Raw genomic sequence first — 14,635 nt, 5'->3', positions numbered from 1 at the left:
GTGCGCGGAGAGCTCAGGCTTCAGCGCGCCGTTCCTTGAAAAGCATCAGCGCGCAGAAGCTGACTCCACATGCGGGCGCGACATACCAGGCCGCAGACAGGGGATCACCGGTCCATTTGATCAAACCGGTCACGATGAATTGAGCAGTGCCGCCGAACAACGCAACGTTCAACGCATGCGAAACGGCCATGCCGCTCGCGCGCACCTGCGGGGGCAGCGCTTCGAGCACAAGCAGGGTGACCGCGACGGCGCTGAACGCCACCGTGATGCTGAAGACTGCGACGCCGCACAGGATCGGCAGTACGCTCGTCGCGCGTGCGATCATCAGAAAGACCGGATAAACCAGCAGCGCCGAGCATCCCGAGGCCACAAGGGCCAATGGCTTGCGGCGCGGCAGACTGTCTATGAGACGGCCGGCCAGCGGCGGAATGGCCACTAGCAGCAGCGCGGACAACGCGGAAGCCTGGAATCCGGTGACGGCGGGCATGTGCATCACGCGAGTCGCATAGCTCGGCATGAAGTAGACGATCGCGTAGACCGGTATGGTTTGTCCCATCGTCATCAGCATCGCCAGCACGATCGTCGTCCGATGTTGGCGGAGCAGTTCGGTCAGGGGAGGGCCCGCGTGTTCGGCGGCGTTGGCGAGAAACGGATCATCGCGAAGCCGGCGGCGAACGTAGAGCCCGACCGGCGCGATCAAGAGACCGATCAGGAACGGGATTCGCCAGCCCCACAAGGCAAGCGCCGCCGGCGACACCGTGCTGGTGATCAGCACGCCCAGGGTCGCCCCCAGCAAGGCGGCCGCGCCCTGACTCGCGAGCTGCCAGCTGACCAGATAGCCCCGGCGCGACTCGGGCCCTGCCTCGAGGACGAAGGCAGCGGCAACGCCGATGTCGCCGCCGACGGCAAAGCCCTGCAACGATCGACCGGCGATGACAACGAGCGGCGCAATCACGCCTATGCTGGCAAACGACGGGCACAGAGCGAGCGCGGCGGTCCCCAGCGCCATCATCCAGCTCGTCCTCGCCATCGCTGCACGGCGTCCCACGCGGTCCGCGTAAGTGCCGATGACCATTGCGCCAACAGGCCGCATGAAAAACCCGATGCCAAATGTACCGACGGCCCACAGCAGCGACGTCATCGGATCGTTCGCCGGGAAGAACCGGTCTCCGATCACCACCGCGAAAAATCCGAAAACGGTGAAATCGAACATTTCGAGGCCAGTCACAAGTGATGCCGCGACGACGGATTTCGAAAGTTCACGGGGAGGTTCCTGATTGCCGGATAGCTGGTCGCACGGCGGGATGATAGGCGTGAACATTCGTTTGTAAGGTGATCAGTATTGGCGCATGAGTTTCACGTTGAAAACGCATTCTCGCTACTTGATGCGTTGCACGATACCACGTGCGCTCCTTCGCTGATCGACCGCGCACAGAGGGTTTGCGCTCCCGGAGGCCATTACGGAAACATGGAATAGCCCCGCCTCATCAGTCGAGGGGATCTCGGGAAACGTGCGGGAGATTCGCCAGGCTGCCCGTCGGAGAATCATTGGTGATTGACTGGTGCCGGCCTGGGAAAGGACCGTCTTGAATGTTGTCCGATCGGCGGCTTGGGGTGATCAGCGACGCTCGCCCCGAGCGCTTGGCGTACGAAAAAATCCCTATCTTGACGGCACCCCTTCTTCTTCGATGTCCCGCGCCGTGTAGGAATCCGCCGACGAAACGGGTGCGATTCCTACCGCGACTTCGGGACACGCTGATTGAACCGGGGGCGCGCGGCAGCGATACTGAAATCACGGATACCGGCAGCCCGGCACACCGATCGCAAAACAACCAGGAGAGACGTCATGTCACACGCCGACTATCGTTCCGATTCGGGGATGCAGGCCGCCACGTCCGACACCGCCGCGCTCGATACGATCGCACTCGTCGCACTCGCCCGGGACGCCGGCATGCTGGTGACACTCGACGGGCAGATCGGGCGCGAGCGGTACGAAAGCGTGACGGGATCGATCGCCACCCTGGCCCGCTTCGCCCAGGCGCTGCAATTGTCGGGGTTCAAGGGCGCGTGAAGCGGCGTGCGGCCCTGTCGGGACACTGCGCCGGAATCCGGAGCGCCGGCATCGCCGCGGCATTCGACGCCACGGTCACGTTCGTACCACCATTCGTACGTCTGTCGATACCGACCGCATCCCGATGAACTCGCGCCCGCCGGACCCGGCCCCGTTTTCCGCGTGGATTGCGCCCGGATGACGCCGCGATGAACGGGCCCCTTTCCGGACGGATCGTCCGCATGCTCCCGGGCGTCGCGCTGCTCGCGCATTACCGGCGTGCATGGCTGTCGCGCGACCTGTACGCGGGCATCGCGCTGTCCGCCGTGCTGGTGCCGGTCGGCATGAGCTACGCGCAGGCGGCCGGGTTGCCCGCCATCACGGGCCTCTATGCATCGATCGCCGCGTTGCTCGCCTATGCGCTGCTCGGCCCGAGCCGGATCCTCGTCCTCGGCCCCGATTCCGCGCTCGCGGCACTGATCGCTGGCGCCATCGTCCCGCTCGCCGGCCACGACCCGCAGCGCGCGATCGCACTGTCCGGCGCGCTGGCGCTGTCGGCGGGAACGATCTGCATCCTGCTCGGCGCGCTCGGCCTCGGCTTCGTCACCGATCTGCTGTCGCTCCCGATCCAGTACGGTTACCTGAACGGCATCGCGATCGCACTGGCGGTCGGGCGGCTGCCCGAGCTGTTCGGCATGCCGGTCCCGGCGGGCGACGTGTTTTCCAGCGTCCCGCGTATCGTGCATGCGTTCGCCGACGGCCGGTTTTCTCCCGGTGCCGGCGTGCTCGGCGTCGCCGCGCTCGCGGCCATTTTCCTGATGAAACGCGTGATCCCGCGCTGGCCCGGCATATTGATCGCCGTGCTGGCGGCCACGCTCATCGCCCGCCTGCCGCCCTGGCACGGGATCGCGACGGTCGGCACGTTGCCGGCCGGCATGCCCGCCCCGCATCTTCCGGTCGTCTCGCTCGCCGACGTGAGCGCGCTCGCGTCCGGCGCGATCGCCATTGCGCTGGTGTCGTTCGCCGACATCAGCATGCTGTCGCGCGCGCTGTCCGGCCGTGCAGGCGATGCGCCGGACCGCAACCAGGAACTGATCGCCTTGGGTGCCGCCAATCTGCTGGCCGGCGTGACGCGTGGCTGCGCGGTCAGCAGCAGCGCATCGCGCACGCCGGTCGCGATCGCCGCGGGCGCGCAGAGCCAGGTCACGAATGTCGTCGCGGCCGCGTGCATCGCGATCCTGCTCATTGCCGCGCCGGCGCTGCTGACCTTCGTCCCGCGCACGGCGCTGGCCGCGGTCGTGATCTACGCGGCGTTCGGCATCGCCGACGTCCGCAGCGTCGTGCGGCTGTACCGGATGCGCCGCGGCGAATGCCTGATTTCCGTGCTGTGCTTCGCCGGCGTGATCGGCATGGGCGTCGTGCCCGGCATCCTGCTCGCCAGCGCGCTGTCGCTGCTGTCGTTCGTCTGGCGGGCCTGGCATCCGTACGACGCAGTGCTGGGCCGACTGACGGGCGTGCGCGGCTATCACGACGTCACGCGGCATCCGGACGCGGCGCAAACGCCCGGGCTCGTGCTGTTCCGCTGGGATGCGCCGCTCTTCTATGCGAACGTCGAGATCTTCTGCGAGCATCTGGATGCCGCGATCGCGCAATCGGCGAGCCCGGTCACATGCATCGTAGTCGCGGCCGAGCCCGTCACCGACATCGACGTGAGCGCCGCGGACCGGCTCGTGGCGCTGCACGAGGAGCTCGGGGAGCGCGGCATCGCATTGAATTTCGCGGAGATGAAGGGGCCGGTGAAGGATCGCCTGCGCGCTTACGGCCTGTTCGACGTGTTCGGCGCCGCCAGTTTCTTTCCGACCGTGACCGATGCGGTTGCCAATCATGTCCGACAGCCGCGCCGGCATACGCGTGCCTGCAAGAGAAGGCGGGCCCCGCGCCGGCGTGTCTCGAGCAAGACAAGGTAGGCGATGGCGGCGCGAATCGATACGTCGGTCGCCGCGTCGCGCGACGGGACCGACGCCGCTGTCGACGCGCCCCGCCCGCGACACCCGCCGGTTCAGACCGTGAAGGTGTTCGACTTCTTCATCTCGATCCACGTCATCCCGGTGCGCAGCCCGTCGATCGCGGCCTCGCGCTCGGTTGCATGGGTCCTGCAGTGCGCGAACGTCCGCTCGCAGACGCCATCCGGCGACGCGAGCGTGACGTGGATCCGGCAACGAAAGCCGCCTGGTTCGGCCGCGACCGTCTCGATCGCGACCGACCAGTCCGCTTCGTGCAGTTCGCCTGACAGTGTCATCCGACGTTCCTTCCGGCGCCCTGCGGGCTGCGTATCCGCCGGCCGCCTGCCGGCTTCATTCGACGACCAGGTCGTCGACGACCGCGCGCACGCCGCGCGCCGACCACGCGGCACCGCGCACGGCCTTGCGCTCGGAAAACGAGCCGACCTTGCCCGACAACCGCACGGTGCCGTCGTGCACGTCGATCGCGATGTGCTTCGCTTCGCGCTCCGCGTGACGCATGATCGCGCGCTTGATGTTGCTGCCGATGTCGTCGGCGCCGACCGTCCCCTGTACCGCGATGTGGTCGGTCACGCCGGTCACGCTGCGCATCTGCGAGATCGACCGCACGGCCAGATGGCTCTGGTACGCCCAGTCGACCTTGCCGGACAGCGTGATCCAGCCGCGTTCGACCTGCACCTTGACCGCATCGTCGTGCAGACCGACCGTCCAGTGCAGGACCGAGCGCACCGCTTTCGCGATGTCCTCGTCGGTACGCACGTCGTCGTCCGGCAGATGCACGGTCATGTCGACGACGAGCGCCTTGACGCCGCCCACGCGGTTCGCCGCGCGCTCGATCGCCAGCTTCTCCGCATAGCTCGGCGGGTGCCCCGAAAGCGTCACGATCCGGTCGGTCACCTCGACACCGATGCGTGTCGAATCGATCGACGGGTCGGACTCCAGTTCATCCTGAACGTCCTGCTTCAACTGCTTGTCGGTTTTCATCGTCTGCTCTCCTGTGAGCCGCGGCGTGCCTGCATCGCCCGTCGCCCGATCAGCTGATCAGCTGATCGTGAGTTTCTTCTGGCCGACCGGCGCCTTCTTCGGCAACGTCAGCGACAGCACGCCATCCTGATACGTCGCCGTCGCGTTCGCGTCGTCGATATCGCCGGACAACGAGAACGTGCGGCTGATCGCACCGCTGTAGCGCTCGCGCCGGATCACGCGCTCGCCCTCCTTCTGCTCGCTGTTGCGCTCGATCTTCGCGTTGATCGATACGGTATTTCCCGTGACCTGGACGTCGATGTCGTCCTTGGCGACGCCGGGCAGTTCCGCGTTGACCGTATACGCCTTGTCGTTTTCGGTGACGTCGATCTTCATCGACGCAAGTTCGGGTTCGTCGGCCAGTGCCATGCCGCGCAGCGGCCTGAACAGCCCCTGGAACAGGTCGGAAACGGGTTCGATCGAAAACGGATCGTAACGCGTCATGTTGCTCATGGTTCGTACTCCTTCGACAGTTGACGTGCGGCCGTCGCCTTCGTCCCGACGGCATCGGCTGCAATGAAGATCGGATGGCGCGACGCCGCGGGCCGCGCAAGGGACGAGTGATCGTTCGAAAATCCAGCGTACTCGCCCGCCCAGGCACGCGCTTGATGCGCGTCAAGGGCTCAGGCCGCTTACGTGCAGAACCGGAAATAGCCGCTGTGAAGCAGGATCGGCCGCCCGCCGACTTCCTCGAGCAGGCAGCGCGCCGCGCGTTCGATGGCGGGACGATGGCGCGCAAACGCATCGACGAGATCCTGCTCGCGAGGCGACGCCGCGCGGAAGTGATCTTCCAGCGCGGCCGCGGTGATCGCGCAGTGCACGCGGCGGCCTTCGACGAGTGCCGTAAAGCTCAGCGCGGGGTCGATGCCGCAATACGTCGGATGTTCGGAAGGAAACGAGATCTGCATGATGATCACCTGCGCAGGTGGCATGGCCGCGACACTAGGCCGCCGCGACGGTGGCGTGCGCGGCATCGTCGCCGCGCACGAGCAGGACCGGGCAACTCGCGGTGCGCAGGAAGCGTTCGGCGACACTGCCGAGCACCAGCCGCCGGACACCGCGTCGACCGTGCGTACCGACCACGGCCAGATCGATCGAATGATCGGCGACGTATTGCTGCAGGCGCTCCGCGACGTCCTGACCGAAATCGGTCTCAATGATTTCCGTCTCGCCGTTGACTGACGCGCGCGAGATCGTCCGGTCGGCATCCCGCAGGATCGCCGCGCCATGCCGCCGGATCTCGTCGAGCAACGCTTCGGGCTCCATGCGGCCGCCGTAAACGAACAGGGTCGATTTGTCGACGACGAAAACGGCGAACAGCCGGGCACCGGATAGCCTGGCCATCCTGAGACCTTCGTCGAGCGCCAGTTTCGCGGAAGGACTGCCGTCCGTGGCGACCATGATATTCGTGTACATGCGAACCTCGCGGAATGAGCGGACGCGCGTCCGGCGTCCGGATTCATTTCCATCATCGGCACTCGGCGCAAGCCCGCGTTGACCGAGGTCAACGGTTTGGAACCGCATCGGGCGGGTTCTCGTACGACTGAAAACCGTTCCCGATCTCGAGGATTTTCCTGGCGCACGCATCGTATTGCCACCCGGGGCCGCCATTGCTGTCGTACATGCCCTTGCACATCGCCTTGAGCCGGATCACCGCGCCGCCGTCGCCCGATGCCGCGCGCGATGCCCAGAGATAGACGTCTCCCGCCAGATGCGGTTGCGCCGTTTCGATCCGGTCGGCGCTCGCTCGCGTGATGCGGGTTGACGAATGAGCTTCGACGTAGCGCCGCGTGCGACTCCACGCACGATCGCATTCCGACGGCGTCGCGCACTGCAGCGATGCAGCCTGACGCATCGCAAGCAGTCGCGTTTCCGTCGTCCTGAATGTCCCGGCCCGCTCTGCCCCCGCACATGCGCCCAATACAAGCAGCACACCGACCATCAACGCTCGTCGTTTCATCGTGAATGCCTCGTCGGGCCGTGAGTTCCGCCCGCAATCGAGCGACATGACCGCGCCCGGTGCCCATCCCGCCGTGGCGCGGCGCGCGTGCTGCATGCCGCGCGCTGTCGCGCCTTCCCGGGTGCTGGAACCGACTGTATTGCCGCTCCCGCGAGCGCGGTTGACCTGCGTCAAGCGCCCTCTTGCGTGGCAGGCTTGACGCGTGTCAAGCCGGCACGCGCGATGCTCGGCTGCAATGGAGTCCGTTGGCCGGTGGTGCGTGGCTTGCCCCACCGATCCGCAAAATCGAGCCGACGAGAACGTGCCGTTCTCGTGCGAATCCAACCCGCGGGGTGCGGCAACCAGGACGCGCGCCCCGCCACACCGATCCGTCCATCATGTCCCGAACGCGTCACGTACCGTTTGCGCTGGGCCGCGGAAATGCACGACGAAAGGCGATGCAGTTCGATCGCGCATTGAGCCGGCCCGTCACGTATCCGCACCCCGCGGGCCGCATCGAGCGGATCGAAACCCATCTGTCCGTCGTCTATCTGGCCGGGCGCTGCGCGTACAAGCGCATCAAGCCGGTGCGTTTCGCCTTCGTCGATCTCGTGCGCCCTGCGCGGCGGCGCCGCTGCGCGCTCGCGGAGTGCACGCTCAATCGACCGTTCGCCGGCCCGCTGTACCTGGGCGTCTGGCCGCTCGTCGCGCGCGGCCGGCGCTGCACGTTCGGTGCGCCGGTACCGACCGGCGGGCGCCGGCGGCGGCAGACGGCAACCGGCGAGTACATCGTGCGCATGCGCCGGTTCGACGCGGATGCGATGTTGTCGGTTCGCATCGCGTCGCGCGACGACGGCCTGGCCGATGCGGACGCCCTCGCCGATACGCTGGCCCGCCATCATCTGCACGCACCGCACCGTACGCCGCGCGGCCATCCCGGCAGCGCGGCGAGCGTCGCGACCCAGTGCCGGCCATTGCTCGACACGCTCGACGTCGCCGTGCCGGACGAAGCCGCGCTGCGCGCCTGGTACGAAGCCGAGTTGACCCGCATCGCACCGCTGCTCGCCGATCGGCATGCGAACGGTTTCGTGCGCGCGTGCCACGGCGATCTGCATCTCGACAACATCGTCCGCTGGCGCGACCGGATCCTGATGTTCGACTGCATCGAATTCAACGACGCGCTGCGCTGGATCGACGTGGCGAGCGATCTCGCGTTCGCGTTGATGGATTTCTCCGCCCACGGGCGCGAGGATTGCGCTCACCGCCTCCTGTCCGGATGGCTGGCACGCACGGGCGACCATGCGGCACTGGGCGTGCTGCCGTGCTACTTCGTCTATCGGGCGCTGGTGCGCGCGCTGACCGCGCGTCTGCGCAGTGACGAAGCGGCGCGGGCCCGCTATCTGCGCATTGCGTCGGCCATGGCCGATGCACGACGCGATGCGCAGCCGGCGTTGCTCCTGTGTCATGGGGTGTCCGGGTCGGGCAAATCGCTGGCCAGCCGCGCCCTGGCCGAGCGGCTGGGTGCCATCCGGCTGTCCAGCGATGTCGAACGCAAGCGTGATGCCGGTGTCCCCGGGAACACGCGCCTGCCGCCCGGCGCGTATTCGGACATGGCGATCGACCGGATCTACGAAAGGCTGCTTTCAGAGGCCGACGTGGTGCTCGCCAGCGGCTACACGGCGATCGTCGACGCGACGTTCCTGCGCGAACGCAACCGCGCGGCGTTCATCTCGCTCGCCGCACGGCGCGGCGTGCGCGTCGCGATACTCGATTTCGCCGCGAGTCAGGCGACGCTCGCCGCGCGGGTCGCGGCGCGGGCGGCACACGGACGCGATGCCTCCGATGCCGACACCGCCGTGCTGGCCCGACAGATCGAGCATGCGGACCCGCTGACCGAACCGGAGGCCGCGATCGCGATTCGTTTCGACACCGATTGCGATGCCGCGGCGTACGGCAGCCACGCGTTCTGGGCGCCACTGCTCGCCGCTTTGCGTCAGTAAGAAGCTGGCGGCGCGAGCCCCGCGTGCAAGCGGCCAGGCCACCCGCGCCGGGCCGCTTGCCCGCAACGTCACGCGCGGAATCGCTGCTCCTCGATCTGCTGCAGCTTGCCGACTTCCGCGACGCCGCCGAGCAGCCCCGCGAGATGCTCGACGATATCGTCGAGCGTGACGATGCCGACGAGGCGGCCTGCGTCGTCGACGACCGGCAGTCGCCGGATGCCCGAGCGGCGCATCTCCTCGAGCGCGACGCCGATTTCGTCCGTGTCCGACACGACGACCAGGCCCCGCGACATGATCTGGCCCGCCGTCACGTCGGCCGGGTCGTCGCCGCGGGCCATCACCTCGATCACCAGGTCACGATCGGTCACCAGGCCGATCGGAACGGCTTCGCCATCGCGGTACTCGATCACGACGATGTCGCCGACATGGGCGTGCCGCATGCGATCGGCCAGTTCTAACGCACTGCATTCGGCCGTGCACGATTCGACCGGCTGGGTACTGATTCTTCCGATGTGCATGTTGAGACTCCCGTTGCCCTTTGCGTGGACGATACGCACGTGCCCCCGCCCGGCGGCGACACATGCTTCCCGAATTCAGCGTAAGCGCGGCGCCCCGGGCAGGCTTGACGCACGTCAACGTGCCGCTCGCCGTCGGGGCCGGCGACGAACGCGCGCCTGGCGCCCGCTCCCGATTTCAACCGCCTGCTAGATGCTGAGATAACCCTGGAACAGCCACGGCGGGCCGGTGCGCTCGCCCGTCGCGCGACCGCTCGCGGCCGGCGCGCAGATCCCCGAGAAGCCGGGCGACCCGTCCTGCCAGAACGACGGCACGAAGGAAAATTCGCCGTTGACCGTGACGACGAAGCTGCGATTGAACTGCGACGGCGCGAAAATCGTCACCTCGCGGAAAAACGACGCGGCATCGTCGCGCGCCGTGCTGCGCGCGGCAAGCAGCCCCCTGGAGTCATAGCGCGCCGGCAGCGTGTAGATTTTCCCGCCGCGCTCGACCGCTTCCGCCGGCGTGAAGACGAGTTCCACACCCGGATACGGCAGGCGGTAAGCCTCGCGACAGATCGGGCCGTCGGGCCCGAGCGCGAGCGGCGGATGAGCCCACAGCGCAAGCGACAGCGGGCTCGTGCGCTGGGCGAAGTATTCGGCAAGCCAGTTCATGGTCAGTCCTCCCGTGAACGGTCATTGGCGTGGAGATGCGGAGCATGGCGACCGGATCGACGCGGCAGCGCCGTCGGTACATCCAGCGTCGCACGCCCCGCCGCGCGACACTTGATGCCGATCAAGCGCGCAACCGACATGCGACCCGAACGATCAGCGGCCGAAGGTACGGGTATGGTCGTCGTAGTCGAACAACCCCGCGTAACGCCCCCAGTCGGTCACGACCCGCAGCGCCTGCTCCGCGCTGCGCGGATCGAGATGGTCCTCGAGCTCGAGCTCGAAACGCGCGCGCGGCGCGCGATGCCCTTCGCGTTCGCCCAGCACTTCGTCGATATGCGCGGCGAGCGGCACGAACCGGACAATATGCTCGCGAAACAGACGCCGCCGCGCATCGTCGTCGCTGTGCGCGAACACGTGGCCCGCGGCGCTCAACCGGATGGTCCGGTCGTGCCATTCGGCAAACGCGAGCAGATGGAGCGCGGCCGCGGTCGAATACAGCGCGTCGACCCGGAGAGCCAGCGCCGATGCGATCGCACCGAGCTCCACATGACCTTCGTATGGCGCGGCCGCGAGCGTGTCGACGAACCCGGCGAGATGGTGGCTCGACACGTTGGGCAGCTTCATGGCCAGCGCGCTGCCAGCCGCCTCCCGGCCGGCGGTCGCGTCGGCGATGCGCGCGGTCAGCGTCGCATAGATCTTGCCGACGATCGCCTGAACGGCCGGATCGTGCCGGCTGCGCGGACGCGGCAGCGGCACGCTCAGCGTAGCCTCGATGTGCGCGGGACCAGCGCCGAGCACCAGGATGCGATCGCACATGAGCACGGCTTCCTCGATGTTGTGCGTCACCATCAGCACCGAACGCGTCGACAGCTGGCGCGCGTCCCACAGGTCGAGAAAATCGGTGCGCAGCGTTTCCGCGGTCAGCACGTCGAGCGCCGAGAACGGTTCGTCCATCAACAGCAGCACGGGGTCGCTGACGAGCGCGCGGGCGAAACCCACCCGCTGGCGCATGCCGCCCGACAGCTCGCGGGGAAATGCCGATTCGAACCCGTCGAGCCCGATCAGCTCGATCGCGGCGGACGCGCGTTCGCGCACGGCGCGCGGCGCGAGGCCCAGCGCGTCGAGGCCGAGCTCGACGTTTTCGATGACGGTCAGCCACGGGTACAGCGCGAAGGTCTGGAACACGACCGCGATGCCGTCGGTCGGGCCGGTGAGCGGTGCACCGCGATATGCCACCGCGCCGGACGAGGGCTTGACGAGCCCGCCGGCGATCCGCAGCAGCGTGGACTTGCCCGAGCCCGAGCGGCCCAGCAGCCCCAGTATCTCGCCTTCGTGCAGGGCGAGATCGATATCGGCCAGCACGTGCAGCGGTTCGCCGGACGGCTTCGTGAACGATTTGCATACGGCCCGCATCTCCAGCACGACGGCCGCGTTGTCCGAAGGTGGCGCAGCCGCGCTCGCGACGTTCCCTTCCGTGTATTCGCTGAGGTTCGGCAAGCGGGTCTCCCGTGAGCAAGTGATCAGGCGCGGGCTCAATCGAGCCGCGTGCGGCGCTCCGCGAACGCGTACATCGGACGCCACACGAGCCGATTGGTCGCGATCACGAGCAGCGACATCACGGCGACGCCGAGCGCGATCCGCGGATAGTCGCCGGCGTCGGTCATCCGTGCGATATAGGCGCCGAGTCCACCGGCATTCAGGCGCGTGCTGCCCCAGCTCACGGCTTCGGCGACGATGCTCGCGTTCCATGCGCCGCCCGACGCGGTAATCGCGCCCGTCACGAAGTACGGCAGGACGCCCGGCAGCATGACCTGACGCCACCAGGCCGCCGGCCGCACCCGGAAGCAGGCGGCCGCTTCGCGCAGGTCGGCCGGGAACGCGCTCGCGCCGGCGATCACGTTGAACAGCACGTACCATTGCGCACCCAATATCATCAGCGGGCACAGCCAGATGTCGGGCTCGAGCCGCAAGCGCACGATCGCGAATACCGCGACCGGAAACAGCAGGTTGGCCGGAAACGCGGCGAGGAACTGCGTGACCGGCTGGATACGGGCGGCAACACCGGGCCGCAGGCCGATCGCGATACCGATCGGCACCCAGATCGCCGACGCGAGCGTGACCAGCACGGTCACGCGGACGAACGTGAGCCCGCCTTCGCTTGCGACGACGCGCAGGTCCGTCCAGGTGAGCGTCGCGCGTCCGAGCCGGAACAGCTCGTACGCCGCATACGCGCATCCCGTGCCGCACAGTGCGAACCAGAGCACATCGCCCGTGTGTCGCGGCAGCGCGATCCGGTCGCGCCACGGCAGCGCCAACCCGCGCAGCCGCGCGCGCGCCGCACGACGCAGCAGCGCGCGGATCGGGCCGCTCGCGCGGGCGACCCATCGCGAGCGGTGGAACAGGTCGAGCATCCAGCTGCGCGACGCGACCGTGGGCGCCGCGTCGCCGTACCGGAACCGCTCCGACCACGCGACCAGCGGCCTGAACAGCAACTGGTCGTACAGGACGATCGCGACGCTCATCGCGACGATCGCCCAGCCCACCGCAGCCAGGTCGCGGTTCGCGATCGCCTGCGCGACGTAGGCGCCCACGCCCGGCAGCTCGACGTGCAGGTTGCCGACCGCGATCGCCTCGGATGCGACCACGAAGAACCAGCCGCCCGACATCGACATCATCGCGTTCCAGACGAGGCCGGGCATCGCGAACGGCACGTCGAGGCGCCAGAAGCGCTGCCACGCGGACAGCCGGAAGCTGCGGCTGGTCTCGTCGAGATCGAGCGGCACCGTGCGCAGCGCCTGGTAGAAGCTGAACGTCATGTTCCACGCCTGGCTCGTGAAGATCGCGAAAATCGCCGCGCACTCGGCACCGAGGATCCGCCCCGGGAACAGCGACAGGAAGAACAGCACGGTAAACGACAGGTAGCCGAGGATCGGCACCGACTGCAGCACGTCGAGCAGCGGGATCAGCACGCGCTCGGCGCGGCGGCTGCGCGCCGCCGCGGTCGCGTAGACGAACGTGAAGACGATCGACGCGAGCAGTGCCGCGAACATGCGCGCGACGGTGCGCAGCGTGTAGCCGGGCAGCGCCGCGGGCGACGTCGAAATGGCAGGGGGATGCGCCACCGCCAGCGGGCCGGCCATCTGGTGCGCCCAGATACCGGCCAGCAGCAGGAAACCGACGACGATCAGCGTCGCGGCGAGATCCCGCCAGCCCGGCACGGGCAGCGTCCAGCGCCCGCCGCGCAAAACCTCCGCATGGTGCTCCACGACGCCTCTCCCGGCGATGACGGCGGTTCATCTTCCCGGGGCGGCAGGCCGGCGGCCTTGACCTGAGTCAACCGCCCTGCAACGGGCGGCGCCACGATTGCAGCGCGTACCGCCGGGCAATGCCCCAGCTCAGGCGCCTCTCGATGACACCCGTTCCGGCCACGCCGGATCGCGCCGGCGGGCACGCCTGCGCAGGCTCACGCGGCGGGATACGCGTTCGAGAGTGCGTCGACGAATGCGTCGAGGCGATCCGGCGCGAGCCGATTGATGCCGGCCGCCCCTTCCCGGCCGCCGCCTTCCGGAAACGCGCGGCACAGACGATCGGCGCCGTACGGCGCGGCGACCGGCGCGCGAACGCTGACGGTGTAACCGCCCGCTGCCGACCACGTCAGCACCGCATGGGCACGCACCGGCTCCCTGCACGCGAGCCGGTTCGCGAACACGCCGCGCACGCGGCGTGCCCAGCGCGCGTCGGGCAGGAGATAGACGTCCGCCCCGGGCAACGCGATGTTCGCGCGCTGTCGCTCCGCACGCGCGATATCGCGCCGCCGGTTGGTGTCGAGCCGCCGCGCGAGCGGCGACTCCGCGAAATCGAGCGGGTTCGCATAGTGCCGCAGCACCGCATACACGGCCAGCGGCGCCATGAAGAGATCGGCGGGGAAATCGCCGTATCCGTTGTAGTTGACGGATTCACCGAGCACCTGCAGCCGGCAGGCATCGGCATCCGTCAGGCCGCAAGCGGCGGCGAGCCTGGCGGCCACGCCGACGAGATTGTCACCATATGCGCCGACCACCGCCCAGCGCCGCTGCCGGCCCGCCAGGTACCGGTCGACGATGACGCTCGTGCAGGTGTCCGGCGCCGTATCGATATGCGCGCGAAGATGCGGATGAGCGGGCACGGCACCGGGCATGTGGTGATCGAAATAGTCGACGTCGACCCCGCGCGCCAGCAATGCCTCGAGGGCCGCGCGGTTCGCGTCGAGCGAAACGTCCAGGACGGTGACGGTGTCGCCACGGGCGGCCGGCACGCGCGCGAGCAATGCGATGTCGCGCTTGGGCCCCGTCACGAGCACCGACTCGGCCGGCATCGCGAGCCGCAGCTGCTGGAGCGCGCAGATGCCGTCCGCATCGCCGTTGAACACGTCAAAGCGGGCCATGATGCGCGAC

Annotated in this window: 15 protein-coding genes; 3 read left to right on the top strand and 12 right to left on the bottom strand. The window is 68.2% G+C overall.

What is annotated here, in order from left to right; all coding sequences use genetic code 11:
* Positions 1-13 precede the first annotated feature (13 nt).
* The gene (locus DIE06_RS08325) at positions 14-1,321 is read right to left on the bottom strand and encodes an MFS transporter (protein WP_124660986.1); all 1,308 of its coding nucleotides are present in this window, start codon (positions 1,319-1,321) and stop codon (positions 14-16) included.
* A gap of 525 nt (positions 1,322-1,846) precedes the next feature.
* Between DIE06_RS08325 and DIE06_RS08320 the strand changes: the two genes are divergently transcribed.
* Both DIE06_RS08320 and DIE06_RS08315 read left to right on the top strand, forming a co-directional pair.
* Entirely contained in the window at positions 1,847-2,071 is a 225-nt protein-coding gene (locus DIE06_RS08320) for a hypothetical protein (RefSeq protein ID WP_124660985.1), read from the top strand.
* A 188-nt stretch (positions 2,072-2,259) separates the two neighbouring features.
* Positions 2,260-4,017: a SulP family inorganic anion transporter gene (locus DIE06_RS08315; protein WP_124660984.1), complete on the top strand. Its 1,758-nt coding sequence runs from the start codon at positions 2,260-2,262 to the stop codon at positions 4,015-4,017.
* A 92-nt stretch (positions 4,018-4,109) separates the two neighbouring features.
* Here the strand turns inward: DIE06_RS08315 and DIE06_RS08310 are convergent, their stop codons facing one another.
* The 6 genes from DIE06_RS08310 to DIE06_RS08285 form a co-directional block, all read right to left on the bottom strand.
* Positions 4,110-4,349, bottom strand: a complete 240-nt coding sequence (locus tag DIE06_RS08310; protein ID WP_124660983.1) for a hypothetical protein — start codon at positions 4,347-4,349, stop codon at positions 4,110-4,112.
* Positions 4,350-4,404: 55 nt separating this feature from the next.
* A complete protein-coding gene (locus DIE06_RS08305; RefSeq protein WP_124612133.1) occupies positions 4,405-5,055 on the bottom strand; it encodes a BON domain-containing protein in 651 nt (216 codons plus the stop codon).
* A gap of 57 nt (positions 5,056-5,112) precedes the next feature.
* The gene (locus DIE06_RS08300; RefSeq protein WP_124660982.1) at positions 5,113-5,547 is read right to left on the bottom strand and encodes an Hsp20/alpha crystallin family protein; all 435 of its coding nucleotides are present in this window, start codon (positions 5,545-5,547) and stop codon (positions 5,113-5,115) included.
* Between the two features lie 179 nt (positions 5,548-5,726).
* Positions 5,727-6,002 (bottom strand): DUF1488 domain-containing protein, encoded by a 276-nt coding sequence (locus DIE06_RS08295; protein ID WP_124660981.1) that lies wholly within the window; start codon positions 6,000-6,002, stop codon positions 5,727-5,729.
* A gap of 34 nt (positions 6,003-6,036) precedes the next feature.
* On the bottom strand, positions 6,037-6,510 hold the full coding sequence (locus tag DIE06_RS08290; RefSeq protein WP_124661072.1) for a universal stress protein: 474 nt from the start codon (positions 6,508-6,510) through the stop codon (positions 6,037-6,039).
* Between the two features lie 88 nt (positions 6,511-6,598).
* Positions 6,599-7,228, bottom strand: coding sequence for a hypothetical protein (locus DIE06_RS08285; RefSeq protein WP_260433557.1), 630 nt, complete (start codon positions 7,226-7,228; stop codon positions 6,599-6,601).
* Positions 7,229-7,431: 203 nt separating this feature from the next.
* Here DIE06_RS08285 and DIE06_RS08280 point away from each other — a divergent pair, with 203 nt between their 5' ends.
* Complete coding sequence (locus DIE06_RS08280) at positions 7,432-9,033, top strand: bifunctional aminoglycoside phosphotransferase/ATP-binding protein (RefSeq protein WP_124660980.1); 1,602 nt, start codon at positions 7,432-7,434, stop codon at positions 9,031-9,033.
* 68 nt (positions 9,034-9,101) lie between these two features.
* Here the strand turns inward: DIE06_RS08280 and DIE06_RS08275 are convergent, their stop codons facing one another.
* From DIE06_RS08275 to DIE06_RS08255, 5 genes are all read right to left on the bottom strand, one after another.
* A complete protein-coding gene (locus tag DIE06_RS08275; RefSeq protein WP_124660979.1) occupies positions 9,102-9,551 on the bottom strand; it encodes a CBS domain-containing protein in 450 nt (149 codons plus the stop codon).
* Between the two features lie 186 nt (positions 9,552-9,737).
* Entirely contained in the window at positions 9,738-10,202 is a 465-nt protein-coding gene (locus DIE06_RS08270) for a hypothetical protein (protein ID WP_124660978.1), read from the bottom strand.
* 153 nt (positions 10,203-10,355) lie between these two features.
* Positions 10,356-11,615: a nitrate/sulfonate/bicarbonate ABC transporter ATP-binding protein gene (locus DIE06_RS08265; RefSeq protein WP_185733372.1), complete on the bottom strand. Its 1,260-nt coding sequence runs from the start codon at positions 11,613-11,615 to the stop codon at positions 10,356-10,358.
* A 119-nt stretch (positions 11,616-11,734) separates the two neighbouring features.
* Positions 11,735-13,468, bottom strand: coding sequence for an ABC transporter permease subunit (locus DIE06_RS08260; protein ID WP_124660976.1), 1,734 nt, complete (start codon positions 13,466-13,468; stop codon positions 11,735-11,737).
* A 197-nt stretch (positions 13,469-13,665) separates the two neighbouring features.
* A complete protein-coding gene (locus tag DIE06_RS08255; protein WP_124660975.1) occupies positions 13,666-14,625 on the bottom strand; it encodes an acetyltransferase in 960 nt (319 codons plus the stop codon).
* Positions 14,626-14,635 lie beyond the last annotated feature (10 nt).

It is taken from the genome of Burkholderia sp. Bp8998 (assembly GCF_003854235.1).
Taxonomy (GTDB): Bacteria; Pseudomonadota; Gammaproteobacteria; order Burkholderiales; family Burkholderiaceae; genus Burkholderia.
The sequence above is the reverse complement of the archived record's forward strand: the minus strand, read 5'-3'. Positions and strand labels throughout refer to the sequence as shown.

Coding starts and splice junctions, on each gene's coding strand:
- DIE06_RS08325 (WP_124660986.1), bottom strand. CDS start 1,321: ATGTTCACGCCTATCATCCCGCCGTGCGACCAGCTATCCGGCAATCAG.
- DIE06_RS08320 (WP_124660985.1), top strand. CDS start 1,847: ATGTCACACGCCGACTATCGTTCCGATTCGGGGATGCAGGCCGCCACG.
- DIE06_RS08315 (WP_124660984.1), top strand. CDS start 2,260: ATGAACGGGCCCCTTTCCGGACGGATCGTCCGCATGCTCCCGGGCGTC.
- DIE06_RS08310 (WP_124660983.1), bottom strand. CDS start 4,349: ATGACACTGTCAGGCGAACTGCACGAAGCGGACTGGTCGGTCGCGATC.
- DIE06_RS08305 (WP_124612133.1), bottom strand. CDS start 5,055: ATGAAAACCGACAAGCAGTTGAAGCAGGACGTTCAGGATGAACTGGAG.
- DIE06_RS08300 (WP_124660982.1), bottom strand. CDS start 5,547: ATGAGCAACATGACGCGTTACGATCCGTTTTCGATCGAACCCGTTTCC.
- DIE06_RS08295 (WP_124660981.1), bottom strand. CDS start 6,002: ATGCAGATCTCGTTTCCTTCCGAACATCCGACGTATTGCGGCATCGAC.
- DIE06_RS08290 (WP_124661072.1), bottom strand. CDS start 6,510: ATGTACACGAATATCATGGTCGCCACGGACGGCAGTCCTTCCGCGAAA.
- DIE06_RS08280 (WP_124660980.1), top strand. CDS start 7,432: ATGTCCCGAACGCGTCACGTACCGTTTGCGCTGGGCCGCGGAAATGCA.
- DIE06_RS08275 (WP_124660979.1), bottom strand. CDS start 9,551: ATGCACATCGGAAGAATCAGTACCCAGCCGGTCGAATCGTGCACGGCC.
- DIE06_RS08270 (WP_124660978.1), bottom strand. CDS start 10,202: ATGAACTGGCTTGCCGAATACTTCGCCCAGCGCACGAGCCCGCTGTCG.
- DIE06_RS08265 (WP_185733372.1), bottom strand. CDS start 11,615: ATGCGGGCCGTATGCAAATCGTTCACGAAGCCGTCCGGCGAACCGCTG.
- DIE06_RS08255 (WP_124660975.1), bottom strand. CDS start 14,625: ATGGCCCGCTTTGACGTGTTCAACGGCGATGCGGACGGCATCTGCGCG.